14 protein-coding genes are annotated in these 15,391 nt (G+C 62.1%); 5 read left to right on the forward strand and 9 right to left on the reverse strand.

The annotated features are described in order from the left end of the window. Positions 1 to 31: 31 nt before the first annotated feature. The 8 genes from AB7813_RS13395 to AB7813_RS13430 are packed head-to-tail and all read right to left on the reverse strand — an operon-like array spanning position 32 to position 9,192. Positions 32 to 1,006 (reverse strand): ABC transporter permease, encoded by a 975-nt coding sequence (locus AB7813_RS13395; RefSeq protein ID WP_089265507.1) that lies wholly within the window; start codon positions 1,004 to 1,006, stop codon positions 32 to 34. After that, positions 1,003 to 1,953 (reverse strand): ABC transporter permease, encoded by a 951-nt coding sequence (locus tag AB7813_RS13400; RefSeq protein WP_439084186.1) that lies wholly within the window; start codon positions 1,951 to 1,953, stop codon positions 1,003 to 1,005. The genes AB7813_RS13395 and AB7813_RS13400 overlap by 4 nt, the downstream gene beginning before the upstream one ends. Continuing rightward, positions 1,946 to 3,484, reverse strand: coding sequence for a sugar ABC transporter ATP-binding protein (locus AB7813_RS13405; RefSeq protein WP_439084185.1), 1,539 nt, complete (start codon positions 3,482 to 3,484; stop codon positions 1,946 to 1,948). The genes AB7813_RS13400 and AB7813_RS13405 overlap by 8 nt, the downstream gene beginning before the upstream one ends. Next, the gene (locus AB7813_RS13410) at positions 3,481 to 4,881 is read right to left on the reverse strand and encodes an FAD-linked oxidase C-terminal domain-containing protein (protein WP_439084184.1); all 1,401 of its coding nucleotides are present in this window, start codon (positions 4,879 to 4,881) and stop codon (positions 3,481 to 3,483) included. The genes AB7813_RS13405 and AB7813_RS13410 overlap by 4 nt, the downstream gene beginning before the upstream one ends. 59 nt (positions 4,882 to 4,940) lie before the next feature. After that, complete coding sequence (locus AB7813_RS13415) at positions 4,941 to 5,825, reverse strand: intradiol ring-cleavage dioxygenase (RefSeq protein WP_439084183.1); 885 nt, start codon at positions 5,823 to 5,825, stop codon at positions 4,941 to 4,943. A gap of 9 nt (positions 5,826 to 5,834) precedes the next feature. Further along, entirely contained in the window at positions 5,835 to 6,752 is a 918-nt protein-coding gene (locus AB7813_RS13420; RefSeq protein WP_439084182.1) for an NAD(P)-dependent oxidoreductase, read from the reverse strand. Next, positions 6,749 to 8,116: an amidohydrolase family protein gene (locus tag AB7813_RS13425; RefSeq protein ID WP_439084181.1), complete on the reverse strand. Its 1,368-nt coding sequence runs from the start codon at positions 8,114 to 8,116 to the stop codon at positions 6,749 to 6,751. The genes AB7813_RS13420 and AB7813_RS13425 overlap by 4 nt, the downstream gene beginning before the upstream one ends. After that, complete coding sequence (locus AB7813_RS13430) at positions 8,113 to 9,192, reverse strand: maleylacetate reductase (RefSeq protein ID WP_439084180.1); 1,080 nt, start codon at positions 9,190 to 9,192, stop codon at positions 8,113 to 8,115. Before AB7813_RS13430 ends, AB7813_RS13425 begins: the two co-directional genes overlap by 4 nt. Positions 9,193 to 9,382: 190 nt before the next feature. On the opposite strand from AB7813_RS13430, the gene AB7813_RS13435 reads away from it, so the two are divergent. Continuing rightward, complete coding sequence (locus tag AB7813_RS13435; protein ID WP_441228163.1) at positions 9,383 to 10,534, forward strand: LacI family DNA-binding transcriptional regulator; 1,152 nt, start codon at positions 9,383 to 9,385, stop codon at positions 10,532 to 10,534. Positions 10,535 to 10,626: 92 nt separating this feature from the next. On the opposite strand, the gene AB7813_RS13440 is transcribed toward AB7813_RS13435, so the two are convergent. After that, positions 10,627 to 11,145 (reverse strand): MarR family winged helix-turn-helix transcriptional regulator, encoded by a 519-nt coding sequence (locus AB7813_RS13440; RefSeq protein ID WP_439084178.1) that lies wholly within the window; start codon positions 11,143 to 11,145, stop codon positions 10,627 to 10,629. A gap of 163 nt (positions 11,146 to 11,308) precedes the next feature. Here AB7813_RS13440 and AB7813_RS13445 point away from each other — a divergent pair, with 163 nt between their 5' ends. From AB7813_RS13445 to AB7813_RS13460, 4 genes are read left to right on the forward strand one after another with little or no spacing between them, the layout of a single operon-like run. Continuing rightward, positions 11,309 to 11,773: a RidA family protein gene (locus tag AB7813_RS13445; protein WP_158596893.1), complete on the forward strand. Its 465-nt coding sequence runs from the start codon at positions 11,309 to 11,311 to the stop codon at positions 11,771 to 11,773. 56 nt (positions 11,774 to 11,829) lie between these two features. Then, on the forward strand, positions 11,830 to 13,401 hold the full coding sequence (locus AB7813_RS13450) for a sugar ABC transporter ATP-binding protein (RefSeq protein WP_439084275.1): 1,572 nt from the start codon (positions 11,830 to 11,832) through the stop codon (positions 13,399 to 13,401). Continuing rightward, entirely contained in the window at positions 13,398 to 14,375 is a 978-nt protein-coding gene (locus tag AB7813_RS13455) for an ABC transporter permease (protein ID WP_439064706.1), read from the forward strand. The genes AB7813_RS13450 and AB7813_RS13455 overlap by 4 nt, the downstream gene beginning before the upstream one ends. Continuing rightward, positions 14,372 to 15,352 (forward strand): ABC transporter permease, encoded by a 981-nt coding sequence (locus AB7813_RS13460; RefSeq protein ID WP_439064707.1) that lies wholly within the window; start codon positions 14,372 to 14,374, stop codon positions 15,350 to 15,352. The genes AB7813_RS13455 and AB7813_RS13460 overlap by 4 nt, the downstream gene beginning before the upstream one ends. Positions 15,353 to 15,391 lie beyond the last annotated feature (39 nt).

Here is a 15,391-nt window from a genome sequence, read left to right on the forward strand (position 1 = left end):
TTCCCTCCGTTTGTTTTTTAAGATCGAACACTTACGCCGCACGGCGCCGTGTTTTCATATCCAGCCATACTGCCAGAATGACGATGACGCCGGTCACCAATGGCTGCCAACTCGCGTTGACCGACAACAGGTTCATGCCATTGAGGACCAGGGTCAAAATGAGTGCGCCGACGAACGTGCCGAACACCGTTCCGAGACCGCCGAACAGCGAGGTGCCCCCGATCAGAACCGCGGCAATCGCCGGCAGTGTCAGGCTTTCGCCGATGTCGGCTTCGGCAGAGTTTAGTCGCGCAAGAAAGATGATCGACGCGAGCCCGGCCATTGCGCCCGACACTGTGTAGACCAGCAGAAGCCGGCGAGCGACGGGAATGCCTGACAGCCGCGCGGCGACGGGGTTGGCGCCGATGGCATAGATTTCCTGTCCCCACGTGGTGCGCTGCGCGAAAATGGTTCCGATGGCGAGGAAGACCAGCAACAGATAGACCGGGATCGGAAGGCCGAGAAAATAGCCGCTGCCGATCTGACGAAAGCCAGCCGGGAAGCCGTGCATGGTCTCTCCGCCCATGTACCAGTAAGTGATGCCGTGCAGCACCCACAGCATCCCGTAGGTCGCAATGAAAGATGGGATTCGGAGCGCCGTGACCATCACGCCGTTCAGCATCCCCACCGCGCCACCGACGCCGATGCCTGTCAGTACCCCCAAGGTCGGCGAGCCCGTCTGATGAATCACCGTTCCGGCAATACAGGCGGAAATGGCGACATTGGCACCAATCGAAAGGTCGAGGCCACCTGTCAGCACCACCAAAGTCAGACCCGACGCAATGAAGAACAGCAGACTCGCCTGACGCAGGACGTTGAGGATGTTGCCGAGACTGAAGAACGAGTTGGTCAGGATGGTCAGCGCCGCGCAGATCAGAAACGCGGCGAGCAGGCGATAGAATACCTGGATCATCTCGTCGGAGAGCAACATTCTGCCGCCTGTGATCGGCTTTGAGATATCGGTCATGATCGGCTCCGCAATCCATCGACGAACAAGGCTGCAATCACCAGCAAGCCGACGCTTGCCACCTGAATCGAAGACGGCAGCGCCAGCAGATTCAATCCGTTTCGCAACACGCCTACGGTGACCACGCCGAGCAAGGTGCCGAGCAGCCAGCCATTGCCGCGTTCGAACGACGTACCGCCGACGGCAACCGCAGCGATGGCATCGAACTCAAGACCGAGGCCAGCAGTCGGATGCCCGGAGTTCATGCGCGCGGTCATCAGGAGACCGGCCAGACCGACCATGGCGCCGCCGAGCGCGTAGACGAGGATCAGCAAGCGTCGGGCCGAGATGCCGGCGAATTTCAGCGCTTCACGGTTGCCGCCGAGTGCGAAAATGTAAGTCCCGAAACGCGTGTGGTAGAGCAATCCATGGAAGGCAAGGTAGCTTCCCAGCGCCAGTACGATCGGAAGCGGAACGCCGGCAAGCGTTCCGGAATAGACGCCCCGAACGGCGGCCGGCATGCCGACGACGCTCTGGCCATCGCTGACGATCAGCGAGAGTCCCTGCGCCATGCCAAGTGTTCCCAGCGTGGCGACAAAGGGCGGAATACCGACAACGGCCACCAGCCAGCCGTTGACCGTCCCGAACAAGATTCCAACGGCCATTGCCGCAAGCAGACCGAGCAGCAGCGAGCCAGTGGCCAAGGCGACGATGGCGACGATCAGCGAGGTCAGCGTCAAGACCGCGCCCATCGACAGATCGAGACCTTCGGTCATGATGATCAGCGTCATCGGCAGCGCCAGCATCAGCAGGATCGTCGATTGGACGAGCACGTTGGAAATATTCGGCACCGTCAGGAAGCCGGGAGTCATCAGGCTGAAGACAACACATAGCAGCACCAGCATGACGGCAACGCCGGGAATCCGCTGAAGCGGATTGATGTTTAGTACCATCGCTTGTTCACGCATGATGCATCCCCAACCTCACGATGTTTTCCTCACTCAGTTCGTGGCGAGCCAGTTCACCCGCGATCCGTCCGTCGCACATGACATAGGCGCGATCACAGACGTGGCAGATTTCCGCCTGCTCCGACGAGATCATCAGCGCAGCGGCACCATCCGCGACCAGCCGGTCGATGAGCGCGAAGATCTCGGCCTTGGCTCCGACATCGATGCCGCGTGTCGGTTCGTCGAAGATGAACAGCTTGGCGCCGGCCGCCAGCCATTTGCCGATGACGACTTTCTGCTGATTACCGCCGGACAGAAGACCCACAGCCTGCTTGTCCGATGGGGTCACGATCCTCAACTGCCGGATCAGATCATTGGCAACCTGCCTGGATTTCCTCTGATCGAAGAAGCCACGCGGAAAGATCTTGCGTAGCGCGGAAACGATCAGGTTGTCTCCGACGGAGCGGATCAGAGCCAGACCTTCGGCCTTGCGGCTTTCCGGAATCAGCGCGAGCCCCAGTCTGGCAGCTTCGTCCGGACCACCGGATTTCTCCTGGCCGTCGAACAGGATCTGTCCTGCGGTCGCCTTGTCGGCTCCGAAGATGGCCCGCACCACTTCGGTGCGCCCCGAGCCGACCAGCCCGCACAGCCCCACGATCTCGCCTTGCCGCACCACCAGGTCGATGCCCGCAATGCCCGAGGCAGAGGAGAGACCCTTCACCTCAAGCATGACCTTGCCAGGGGTCTGGGCGAAGGTCCGTGGATAGCTCATATCGACGCTGCGACCGACCATCATCCGGACCAGATCGTCCGATGACACGGCACCGGGTTTCACTTCATCGATACGACGCCCATCGCGCAGCACCGTGATGCGGTCACCGAGCGAGAACACCTCCGCCATGCGGTGCGAAATGTAGATGATGGCGACGCCGTCTGCCTTGAGCCGCGCGATCAGTGCGAACAGCAATTCCGTCTCGCGATCGGACAGCGCCGCCGTTGGCTCATCCATCACGAGAATTCGCGCGCTCTGGCTGATGGCCTTTGCAATCTCCACCATCTGCTGCTGGGCGACGCCCAGCTTCTCGATCCGGATCGCCGGATCGATGTCGAATCCAATCGAATCCAGCACGCGCCTGGCATCGGCCAGAATTTTTTTGCGATCGATCGTGCCGGGAACACGTCCTGCCGGCTCGCGTCCAAGGAAGATGTTCTGCGCGATGTCGAGATAGGGGACGAGCGAGAATTCCTGGAAGATGACGGCGATGCCGAGCTTCTGCGCATCGGCCGGCGACGCGATCTCGACTGTCTCGCCGTTGTAGTGGAACGAGCCGCTATCGGCGCGATAGGCCCCGCACAGTACTTTCATCAGACTCGATTTGCCTGCTCCGTTCTCGCCGAGCAGCATGTGCACCTCGCCTGGCCACACCGAGAACGACACATCGTCGAGTGCCTTCACTCCCGGGAATTCCTTGGAGATGCCGCGCAGTTCGAACAGCGGCGGCGCCGCCTGAACAATCGACATGGCCGCCTTGGACTGAGCGAGCTGCGTCATGCCAGCACCGGTGCATTGGGCAAGAAGATCTTGCCGGGGTTCATCATGCCTTTCGGATCGATCGACGCCTTGATGCCACGCATGATATCGACGGCGTCGCCGAGCTCGTCCTGGAGGAATCCAATCTTGCCGGTACCGATGCCGTGTTCGCCGGTGCAGGTGCCCTCCATCGCGATCGCCCGCGCCACCAACCGGGCGTGCAGCGCCTTGGCACGCGCGACCTCGTCGGCATTGTCCTGATCGATTAAAATCAGCAGATGGAAATTCCCGTCGCCGACATGGCCCACCACGGGCGCGATCAGTCCATTGGCATCGATATCGCGGCGGGTTTCAGTCAGACATTCCGTCAGCCGTGAGATCGGCACGCAGACATCCGTGATCATTGCCTTGGCGCCCGGCTTCAGGCTGAGACCCGCATAGAGGGTGTTGTCGCGGGCATGCCACAGCTTCGTCCGGTCTTCGGCGGCCCGCGCCCATTGGAAGCCCTGGCCGTCATGTTCGGCAGCGATCGCCTCCGCCAGTTCGGCCTGCTCCGCGACGCTCGCCTCGGTGCCGTGGAATTCAAAGAACAGCGTCGGCGCCTCGCGATAGCCAAGTTTGGAATAACCATTGATGCCGCGCATCATGACTTCATCCAGCAGTTCCATCCGCGCGACCGGAATGCCCGACTGGATCACTTCAATCGCGGCATCGATCGCCTGATCGAGCCGCCCGAAACTGCAGACAGCGGACGAGATCGCCTGCGGCCATGGATGCAGCTTCAGGGTGATTTCCGTGATGACGCCGAGCGTGCCCTCGGAGCCGACGAACAGCCGGGTGAGATCGTAACCGGCTGACGATTTGCGGGCGCGCTGGCTGGTACGGATCACCCGCCCATCCGGCAGCACGACTTCGAGCGCCAGCACGTTGTCCTTCATGGTGCCGTAGCGGACAGCCATAGTCCCGGACGCGCGCGTCGAGGTCATGCCGCCGATCGACGCATCGGCGCCGGGATCAATCGGAAAGAACAATCCGGTGTCGCGCAGATGCGCGTTGAGCTGCTTGCGGGTGATGCCAGGCTGCACGACGACATCGAGGTCCTTGTCATGCACCCGGAGCACGCGATTCATCCGCGCAAAATCGATACAGACGCCGCCAGCCACCGATGCCGCATTGCCTTCAAGCGAGGTGCCCGCGCCGAATGGAACGACCGGCATGCCGAGTTCGCCGCAGAGTTTCACGATCTCAGCGACTTCCTGCGTGGTCTCCGGAAACACCACGACGTCCGGTGGACGACTGGCGTGATAGGCCTCGCTGCGGCCGTGATCATCGAGCACGCCGCGCGCGATCGTCGCGCGCGCCCCAATGATCTCGTTCAGACGGATCACGGCCGTCTCGGCGCTCACTGGCGCTCCCATAGCATCCTCCCCTTCCATATCAGCGCTCAGGCTCTGCGGCCCGTAATGCGCATTGTTAGCTAGACAGCATGCGCCTTGTTGGCGTCTGGCTTCAAACCGAAATCGTAATTCAAATGATAGTAAGGCGTGTTCTGCATGCGCCCGTCGGGAGCTTCGCCGGCATCTTTGCGGGCGAATTCGCGAATGAGCGTATCTTTGACGCCGAAGACGACGTCGGAGTCGAGATACTTGTCGCCCGCGACGAACACATGCGTCACCAGTTGTTCGAAGTCAGGCGCCGAGATCATGAAGTGAACATGGGCGGGCCGCCACGGATGACGCCCCTGAGCCGTGAGCATATCGCCGACCGGCCCGTCATGCGGGATCGGATAGGCCGCTGGCTTGATCGACCAGAACCGGAAACGACCCTCGGCATCGGCATGAAACCGCGCCCGCATCGCCAGATCGCCGATCTTGTCGAGCTGCTGAACATCGTAATACCCGTCGTCGTCAGAGTGCCAGACGTCGATTGTCGCATTTGCGATCGGCTTGCCGTCCGGCGTCGAGACCGATCCCGTCACGATCATCGGATCGCCCTCCATGCCACCGGAGATGTCTTCGCCAAGCTTCTTCTCCGGGGCCGCCTGGACGAAGAACGGCCCGAGCACGGTCGTGTCCGTCACACCTTTTTCGGCACCATGATTGATAGCATCGACCAGCATCGACACCCCGAGCGCATCCGAAAGCAGAATGAACTCCTGGCGCTTATCGTCGCACATGTGACCGGTGCGCGTCAGGAATTCGACACCCTGCTCCCATTCCCTCTGGGTCGGCCGAACCTCCCGGACGAAGGCATGCAGATGGCGCACCAGCGCCTCGCTGATCTGCCTGATCCGCGGCTGGCCGGCATCCGTGATGCGATCGAGCACGGCATCGGTGATGGTGTTCTCGTTGAAATTCCGCATGGCCTTCCCTCACCCAAGCTTCGGCTCGCCGAGACCCGATAGTCGCTCGACGTGACGCACGGTGGCGATGAAGTCGGATTCGCCATCGCCCTGTGCGATAAGTGATCCGTAGATTTCCCGCACCTGCGCCGCGAGTTGCAGTGGCACGCCGACGTGATGGCCGGCCCCGATGATGAGGTCGAGATCCTTGGCCATCTGCCGGCACGAGAAAGTGGACTCGAAGTTGCGCGTGGCCAGTGGCGGCGTCTTGTACTTGACCATCGGCGAGGCGACCGCGCTATCGTCCAGGACCTTGAGGATATCCGGCCAGGAGATTCCGCCCTTGCGCGCCAGCGCGAGGCTTTCGGCCATCATTCCGGCAGACACCGCGATCATCAGATTGACCGCGAGCTTGGCAAATCGCGCCTCTTCAGCCACGCCGAGATAGGTTTGCGCGCGGGTGAACGTCGCCAGCACCGGCTGAACCGCATCGAACGCGTTGCGCGGCCCCGACACGAAGCAGGTCAGCGCGCCGGTATGCGCGATCGCTGCATTGCCGGACACCGGAGCGCGCAGATAGGTCACGCCGCTCGCCTCCGCCGCAACACCAACTTCAGCCGATATTTCGGCGCTGACCGTGCTCGTCTCGACCAGAACCGCACCACGTGTCAGCCTGTTCAGCAGGCCGTCTGGTCCGAGCACCACGGAACGCAGCGCCGCATCGTCGGGCAACGATGTGAAGATGATCAAGTGGTTTGCAGCGGCGTCCGCCGCGGAGTTAGCCGTCTGAAGCCCAAGCTGCTGCGCCAACGCCATGCGCTGCTGGCCCGGGTCGTAGCCGGTGACGCGGATACCGGCCTCCACCATACGGCCTGCAATCGGCAAGCCCATCTTGCCAACACCGATCCAGGCGACGGCCTGAGCTTGATCTCTCGACGGGGTTGTCATGCCGCTTTCTCCTGACGTTCGATCTCGGAGACGATGCGCATGCCTGATCGCTCGAGTTCATTCTTTTTGTGGTCGATGTTCTCCGCCAGCAGGCGTCCGCCTCGCTTGCGCCAGATGCCGTCAATCATGACCGCCTCGATATTGGTGATGCTGGATTGCATCAAGACCGTAGAAACCGGATCATGGACCGGCCAGAGGTTAAGGTCCGTGGCATTGATGACGACCAGATCCGCCTTCTTGCCCGGCGTGAGCGAGCCGATGCTGCTTTCACGTCCGAGCATGCGCGCGCCCTCGATGGTGATCCAGCGCAAGGCCTCACGCGTCGTGATTGTCGTCACCGCTGGAATGGCGCCCGTGGCCTGCCGACTCTCGGCGTTGTCCAGCGCGCGTTGCATCGACAGTGCGATGCGGCCAACATTGAACATGTCGCCAGGCAATACGGATTCCAGATCGACTCCGAGCGATGGCCGCGATCCCAGCTTCAACAACCGCCCGGTGATCGGGTAGCCATGGCCCTGATTCATTTCATTTTCTGGCGTGACCGAGAACGACACGCCGAGATCGACAAGCTGACGCAGCAGATCGTCGGGAAGATCGTTGCCGTGCACGATGTTGATGCCGGGACCGACCAGACCGGCTGCAATCAGCTTCGCCCAGCCACCCGGCGTCTTGGCCGGGCCTCCACCCTGATGCATCGAGGCAATCAGATCGAACTCACGCGCCAGTTCGAAATCATGGATGACAACATCCATAGTCGAATAATGCGGGCCGAGAATCGCGAGCCCGAGCGTGACGCGATCACTGCGGCTAGACAGTGCCCCTGCCAGAAAGCGCTCGACCTCATGGCGCGGATGCGGAACTTCAGAGAAGTGCGGCTGCCCCGGCGCCGCCTCCGGTTTCGGCGAGCCGTGGAAGAAGGCGGCACGGATGCCGCTCTCTTTCAGCGCCGCGACGGCGCTATCACTGTGCGTAGGCGTTGGGTTGTTGTGACACCAGTCAACCAGCGTGGTGGTGCCGCAATTGATCTGGTTCAGCGCGCCCATCAGCGTGCCGATATGAATATCCTCGGGACGGAAGACCGTGGCCAGTCCCGCATGCATCCGGCGGAAATATTCGGGAAGCGTCCAGTTCGCGGAGAAGCCGCGCAAGGCGGTCTGCCACGTATGCATATGCGCGTTGACGAGGCCGGGAATGACGATGCGGCCACGACCATCAACGATCTCTGCATCAGCGGCATCTAGGCCTGGCCGGATGTCCACGATGCGATCGCCATCAACCAGCAGGTCAGCCTGCGCGAGGTCGCCGATCGTGTCATCCATCGTCAGGATGGTGGCTGACTTGATGAGCGTGCGCATCGCCGTCATCGCAACGCCTCCGCCATGACCGGAGGATCGCCCGCCCACGCCCGCGCGATCAGATCGCGGATAGCATCGCGTTCCAGCGGCCGCGGATTCCAGTAGGCGTTGCTGACGGCAAGGTCGGTGGCGCGTTCGATGCCGTCCTTCGGCATTCCCAGATCGCGCAGCGCGACTTTGGCGCCAAGTCCCTGCGTAAGATCGAACAGTCCCTGCGCGGCCTGTCCGGCGCCAAGTGCGCGCGCGACGCGAGCCGCCGCGACCGGTACAGCCGGAGTATTATAGGCCATCGCATGCGGCAGGATCACCGTGTGGGTTTCGGCATGTGGCAAATTGAACGCGCCGCCCAGCGTATGGCAGAGCTTGTGATGCAGACCCATGCCGACGGCGCCGAGACAGGCGCCGCACAACCAGGCAGCGCGCAGGGCATCATCGCGTGCCGCCGCGTTGTCCTCGCCAGCCGCAAGCTTCGGCAGCGCGCCGGCGAACAGGCGAATGCCCTCTTCCGCCATCAACGACACGACCGGATTGGCATCGCGCGCATAGAGCGCTTCGACAGCGTGAGCGATTGCATTGACGCCCGATGTCACGGCAAACGCAGGCGGCAATGTGCGCGTCAGGTCGACGTCGTAGATGACCGTTTCGGGGAGTATCTTCGGGCTCGATTGCGTGGTCTTCAGTCCCTCGCGGGTCTCACCCAGGATCGGCGTCATTTCGGACCCGGCATAGCTGGTCGGTACGACGATTTGCGGCAGGTCGGTCCGTAGCGCGATCGCCTTGCCTAGCCCGATGGTCGAACCACCGCCCACCGCGACGATGCCGTCGGCCTGCAGAGCCTCGACCTGCTGCATCGCAAGTTCGGTCACATCAACCGGCGTATGCATCACCGCACCGGCATAGACGCCCGCCGCTCTGTCACCGATCAAGGCGGCAATCTGCTCGCCGTGAGATTTCTGCTGGTCTGTCGTCAGAACGAGTGCGCGCTTAACGCCGAGTCGGTCGAGCTCGGCGGCCAGATCTGCCAGCCGTCCCGAGCCGAAGACGACCCGCATGGGCGCCGCCTGATAGACGAAGCTCTCCATCATTCCATCCCTGATCGTCGACGCCGTTAGGGCGCTTCTGCTGCACTGCACCAAGGCATGCAGCAGATTTTCGCTACCATCATTCCCGTGCACACGTTTGTCAAGAAACTCTGCACACGTTTGTCAATTTGTGCAAGATAAGGCATTCTCACGTGATCGTTAACGGATACGACGACGCGCGCGAGCAGGCTGGATGGCGATGCCCAAAAAAATCAAGAACACCAAGAAGACGTCACCCGCGCTTCAGGAGCGGTCGTCGCGTAAGACAATCATTGATGTCGCGAAGTGTGCTGGCGTCCATTGGTCAACGGTGTCGCGCGGGCTCAATCCCGAGAAGCGCCACCTGATCTCCCCAGAAATGATCGAGCGCGTCGAGGCTTGCGCGAAGAAACTCGGTTATCGCGCGAACGCGATGGCGTCGGCGCTTCGCACGCAGCGCTCTCGTACCGTTGGCGTCATCGTTTCAAATCTGGGTGACCCCGTGCATCCGCCGATTGTCCGCGCGATCGAAGACAGTTTCGCCGAGATTGGATACGTCACCATTGTCGGCAACACCGACAACCATCCGCTCAGGCAGGCCGCGCTGATCGAACGGTTCATCCAGCAAGGCGTCGAGGGGCTGATCGTCGCGACCTTCGAGCGAAACGATCCCGGCATTGCAGCCTGCGTCGAGGCGAACATTCCAGTCGTCGCGGTGTTTCGCGATCCTGAAAGCGAATTCATTCCGAGCGTCCGGGTCGACGACGCGAAGGCAATGGAACTGGCGGTTCATCATCTCGCCGAGTGTGGGCACAGGCAAATTGCTCATGTCGGCGGCCCGCAAAATGTGTCGACGGGTTACCACCGCTATCGCGGCTTCCGGCGCGCTTGCAAAGCCCTGGCTCAAGACGGAGTTGCGCCCACTGCCGTCTTCGGTGAGGCCTTTACGGTCGAGGAAGGCGAGTTCGCTTGCGAGCGTTTGCTGACTGAGACCCCCAATATTACGGCGATTGTGGCTGGCAACGACATGCTGGCCGTAGGCTGCCTTCGGCACCTGAGAAACAAGGGCATTTCATGTCCCGGCAACATCTCGCTGGTCGGCATGAACGACATGCTGTTCATGGATGCGATAGCACCGGCGCTGACGACCATCAGTACACCGACTGCGGAACTGGGAACGCAGGCGTCTCACATCCTTATTGCGATGATCAAGGGAACGCCGGTTCAAAACGATCGGATCGTACTGAAGCCGGTTTTGCTTGCGCGGGATTCTGTCGCCGCGATCAAGCTGCCGACCAGGACACGTTCGTCAGATTTTTCTGACGCGGCCAAAAGAGAAGTCAGAATACGGCACCGACAAAGCTAAGCCAAACCTGACGCACGCTGCGTGCGGTGACATGGAAAAGTGTCGGCGACTGATCCGAGTTTGCCGAGAACGGGGCGCTCAGACGCGATCCGTTACAGATCTGGCTTCTCGACCGAAATCAGAAGTTTCCGCAGCAGCCGCGTGAGCGTTTGACGTTCGTTGGCTGTCAGCACCTCGTCGACCGACCGGGACAGCTTGAAGTGCTGGGCAATCGCCTTGTCGACGGAATTGCGCCCCTTGGCCGTAAGCGTGATCCGCGCGCCGCGGCCATCTTCAGGATCCTGGCGCCTGACGATGAAGCCGTCCTGCTCGGCACGCCGCAGCCGCGCGGTGAGCCCGCCCGACGACAGCAGGCACTCCGCATAGAGGTCAGTCGGTCGATCACCGATACTGCTATCGGCCTCGCGGCGGTAGATCGTCAGGAGCAGGTCGAACAATTCCCAATTGAAGCCCTGCTCCTCGAGTGCGGGCTCGATGGCGCTGCGCATATGCACGGACAGCCGGACAATCCGGCCGACGACGTCGAGGTGACCGGCGTCGAGGTCGGGCCGCCGCCGGCTCCAGCCGGCAATGATCTCATCAATCGAATCGGTAGTCATGCTGATCAGCATATAGGCACGGGGCACCGAATATATGCAAATTCATCTACCTTTCTGCAAAGATATTTTATCTTGACTCAAAGATAGTTTGACCTCACGCTTCGTGACGGGTTGATCGGATGCCCCTCGCGAGAAGGTCACGAGGTTATCAACGCCCGCCATCGAGGAAATGATCATGACAGCCAAGCCGGCCTTTGCGACCTCGCCATCCAATCCGCACGTCAAGGAAATCCAGACGATGCCGGAACGGAAGCCGGACATGCCTTATGCGCCAGCGATCCGGGTCGAAGTGCCCTGCGGCATGCTTTTCATTTCCGGAGCAACACCCTCGCCGCTCTATCACAAACATCCCCATGTTCTGGAGGAGCACGATCATCCGAATTCGATCGAGGACCAGACCCACCGCGCCATGCAGACGATCCAGTCGATCCTGGATCACGAAGGGCTGACCTGGACCGACATCGTCAAGGTGACGAAGTACCTGACCGACATCCGGGACCAGGACGGTATGGTGAAGGTGATGAAGGAATATTTCGGCGACTGGACGCCGGCCAGCACCACCATCTGCATCAACCAGCTCTCGACCCAGGGCGCCCGTGTCGAGCTCGACATGATCGCCGCCATTCCCGTGCAAAAATAGACCGGATGTGACCTCCCGCCGGCCCCGGGTCATCGGGCCGAACGAGGCCGACAATGATGCACGGCACTGAAAATCAAAATGAGCAAGGGGACCGCACGCTGCCCACCCCAAAGGGGTCTGCGCCGCGGGCGCCCGGAAGTGAGGCCGATGCACCGCTGCTGCGTCTGGTCGGTATCGACAAATCCTTTCCCGGCGTGCATGCGCTCAAGAACGTATCGCTCGACGTCTATGCCGGCGAGGTCCATGTCATCCTCGGCCAGAATGGTGCGGGAAAGTCGACGCTGATCAAGACGCTGTACGGCGCCTATGCGGCCGATCGCGGCTATATCGAGATCGAGGGCCGGCGAGTCGCCGTCGCCCGCCCGGCCGATGCCAGCGCGCTTGGTATCGCCGTGATCTTCCAGGAATTCTCGCTGATCCCGTATCTGGACATCGCGCAGAACATCTTTCTCGGTCGCGAAGCCGCATTCAGTCGCTTCGGCCTCGTCGATTCCGCGGCCATGCATGCAGCCGCACGCACCATCCTCGACGATCTCGGCCTCGACTACGACACCCACGCATACGCCGCCGATCTCGGCGTAGCCCAGCAGCAGATGGTGGAGATCGCCAAGGCGCTTTCGCAGAACGCGCGGGTGCTCGTGATGGACGAGCCGACGGCGGCGATCTCCGAGCGTGAATCAGATCGCCTGTTTCAAACCATCGCGCGATTGACGGAAAAGCGCGTCGCCATCGTCTACATCTCCCACCGCATGAAGGAGGTGCAGATGCTCGGCGATCGCATCACCATCCTGCGCGACGGCGCCGTCGTGACCAGCGTGCTGCGCGATCAGAAAAGCCAGGCCGAGATGGTCGGCGCGATGATCGGGCGACCATCGGGATCGCAACTCGCACGGACGCCGCGCCCGCCCGGCGAGCCTGTCCTGCTCGCCAGGGATGTGAACACGGCCAAACTGTCGGACATCTCCATCGAAATTCTCGCCGGCGAGGTGGTGGGGCTTGCCGGCCTCGTTGGGTCCGGCCGGACCGAAGTGGTCCGCGCCTTGTTCGGCGCGGATCCAATCGCCAGCGGCGAGATCGCTCTGTTCGGATCCCGTGCGCCGGCCACACTGGACAGACGGGTGCGTGCGGGCATGGCCCTGCTCCCGGAAGATCGTAAACGGGAGGGATTGGCGCTGCCACTCGATGTCCGCGACAATGCGACAGTCGCCTCGTTGTGGCGCAGCTTCACCTCCGGCTGGTTCTCACCGGCCAAAGCTGAGCGGGACACACGCGGGCTGATCGCACAGCTCGGCATTGCCGCCCATGGCACGCGCCAGAGCGTCCACACCCTCAGCGGCGGCAATCAGCAGAAGGTCGTGCTGGCCAAATGGCTGGCCGCGGGAGCCAAACTGTTTCTGCTGGACGAACCGACGCGCGGTGTCGATGTCGGCGCCAAGGCGGAGATCTATCGCCTGATCGATCAACTGGTCGATGGCGGGGCCGGTGTCGTCGTCATCAGCTCGGAACTGCCGGAGCTCGTTCAGCTCTGCGACCGCGCCTATGTCATGCGCGACCATCGCATCGTCGGGCATCTCGCCGGCGACCAGCTAACCGAGCGGGCCATCCTCGAACTGGCGGTGCATCAATGAGCGTAACGATCCAGCTGCAGCGCAGGTCCGGCATGGGCCAGTTCCTCAGCGCAATCCCCGGCGCCGGCCTCCTGCTGATCCTGATGCTGGTGCTGTTCACGATCGTCAATCCGAGATTCGTGTCCCAGACCAACCTCATCAATGTCGGCTTGCAGACCTCGCTACTACTGATGCTCGCCCTGCCGATGACGCTCATCATTATGACCGAGGGCCTCGACCTGTCGGCCGGAGCTCTGCTCGGGCTGAGTGGCGTCATCGTCGCTGAAGCGCTTCTCGCAGGCTGGAGCGTGTTCGCTGCCTGCGCGACGGCACTCGCGATCAGCACCGCCTTTGGCGCCCTCAACGGCGTCCTGATCGCCTATCTGACGCTACCCGCTTTCGTCGTCACCCTCGGCACCATGGGGCTGATGCAGGGGATTGCGCTGGTGCTCACCAATGGAGATCCGGTCGGCGGTTTCACGCCTGCCATCGAAACCTTCTATCGCTCCCAGCTTTGGTTCATTCCGACGCCGATCGCGATCGCGGCCGCCCTTTATGCCGTGCTGTGGCTACTGCTCTATCGCACTCGGCTCGGCAACTACGTGATCGCCATCGGCGGCAACAAGGACGCGCTGTGTCTCGCCGGCATTCGCGCCAATCTCGTCCACCTCGCCGTCTATGTGCTCGGCAGCGCGATCATCGGCCTTTCGGCGGTGTTGCTAATCGGACGCACCAATTCAGCGCATCCAACCGTCGGCATCGGCATGGAGTTCGAGGCGATCGCCGCAGTCGTGCTCGGCGGCACCTCCTTCGAAAAAGGACAGGGCTGGCTGTTCGGCGCCGTGCTCGGCGCGCTTGCCATCACCGTGCTGCGCAATGGACTCAACATTCTGTCCATCGACTCGTCGCTGCAGGTCGTGTGCATCGGCATCCTGCTCATCCTCGCGTTGCTGATCGACCAGGCGCGCAAGCAATTTGTGAGGCGTACGGCATGACGATCCCGGCAACGCTCGATATCCGCCCATCGTCCCTGTCGCCCGACGCCGCGGCCCTGCTCGGCCGGTTCGTGCTGATCGCCCTGATCGCCGGCGCATTGACCGCGGCCGATCCGGGATTCGCGTCGGTGAGCAATCTCCTGAACATGCTACGACAGGCGAGCCTGCTGTTTCTCGTCGCGTCCGGCCTCACACTCGTCATCATCGGCGGTGGGCTCGATCTGTCGGTGGGCGCCAATCTGACGCTGTCGGCCTGTCTCGCCGCAGCCGCGATCAAGACCACCGGCAATCCGTGGTACGGCGTCGCGGTCGCCATCGGCGCCGGCACGCTAGTCGGTTACGCTAACGGGCTGATGATCAACCGCTTGCAGCTGCCGCCTTTCCTTGCGACTTTCGGCATGCTGTGGGTGGCGCAGGGCATCGCCTACTGGTTCATGGCCGGGCAGACGATCTACGGCATGCCGATGTCGTTTCGCTATTTCGGCACCGGCTTCTTCCTCGGCGTTCCGCTGCCGATCTGGATCACGCTTGTGGTCTGTCTCGCCTGCAGCATCCTCCTGCACCGCACGACCTTCGGCCGCGAGGCGTATTTCATGGGCGCCAACCAGACCGCCGCGCTGCTGTCCGGCGTCCCGGTCGAGCGTCGTCGGCTGCTGCTCTACGTGCTCAGCGGCTTGACGGCGGGCATCGCGTCTCTCGTCTATCTCGCACGCCTCAATGCCGCCGAGCCCGGAATCGGCGAGCCGTTGCTGCTTCCTGCTATCGCCGCAGTTCTGGTCGGCGGCACATCCTTGTTCGGTGGCAACGGCAACATCGTCGGTACCATGCTTGGCGCCATCCTGCTCACCATCATCGTCAACGGCCTCAATCTGCTGAATGTTGCAGCGACCTGGCATCCCTTCGTCAACGGCGCCGTCGTCCTGGTCGCCATCATTGCGGATCTCGTCATCAGCCGACGCCGATCAGGGAGCGGATAGACCCGGCATCACCAGTTCACCACAGTCTCGTCATTCACA

Origin of the sequence: Tardiphaga sp. 20_F10_N6_6, assembly GCF_052076045.1 — a bacterium.
Classification (GTDB): Bacteria; Pseudomonadota; Alphaproteobacteria; order Rhizobiales; family Xanthobacteraceae; genus Tardiphaga; species Tardiphaga robiniae.

Coding starts and splice junctions, on each gene's coding strand:
- AB7813_RS13395 (WP_089265507.1), bottom strand. CDS start 1,006: ATGACCGATATCTCAAAGCCGATCACAGGCGGCAGAATGTTGCTCTCC.
- AB7813_RS13400 (WP_439084186.1), bottom strand. CDS start 1,953: ATGCGTGAACAAGCGATGGTACTAAACATCAATCCGCTTCAGCGGATT.
- AB7813_RS13405 (WP_439084185.1), bottom strand. CDS start 3,484: ATGACGCAGCTCGCTCAGTCCAAGGCGGCCATGTCGATTGTTCAGGCG.
- AB7813_RS13410 (WP_439084184.1), bottom strand. CDS start 4,881: ATGGGAGCGCCAGTGAGCGCCGAGACGGCCGTGATCCGTCTGAACGAG.
- AB7813_RS13415 (WP_439084183.1), bottom strand. CDS start 5,825: ATGCGGAATTTCAACGAGAACACCATCACCGATGCCGTGCTCGATCGC.
- AB7813_RS13420 (WP_439084182.1), bottom strand. CDS start 6,752: ATGACAACCCCGTCGAGAGATCAAGCTCAGGCCGTCGCCTGGATCGGT.
- AB7813_RS13425 (WP_439084181.1), bottom strand. CDS start 8,116: ATGACGGCGATGCGCACGCTCATCAAGTCAGCCACCATCCTGACGATG.
- AB7813_RS13430 (WP_439084180.1), bottom strand. CDS start 9,192: ATGATGGAGAGCTTCGTCTATCAGGCGGCGCCCATGCGGGTCGTCTTC.
- AB7813_RS13435 (WP_441228163.1), top strand. CDS start 9,383: ATGGCGATGCCCAAAAAAATCAAGAACACCAAGAAGACGTCACCCGCG.
- AB7813_RS13440 (WP_439084178.1), bottom strand. CDS start 11,145: ATGCTGATCAGCATGACTACCGATTCGATTGATGAGATCATTGCCGGC.
- AB7813_RS13445 (WP_158596893.1), top strand. CDS start 11,309: ATGACAGCCAAGCCGGCCTTTGCGACCTCGCCATCCAATCCGCACGTC.
- AB7813_RS13450 (WP_439084275.1), top strand. CDS start 11,830: ATGCACGGCACTGAAAATCAAAATGAGCAAGGGGACCGCACGCTGCCC.
- AB7813_RS13455 (WP_439064706.1), top strand. CDS start 13,398: ATGAGCGTAACGATCCAGCTGCAGCGCAGGTCCGGCATGGGCCAGTTC.
- AB7813_RS13460 (WP_439064707.1), top strand. CDS start 14,372: ATGACGATCCCGGCAACGCTCGATATCCGCCCATCGTCCCTGTCGCCC.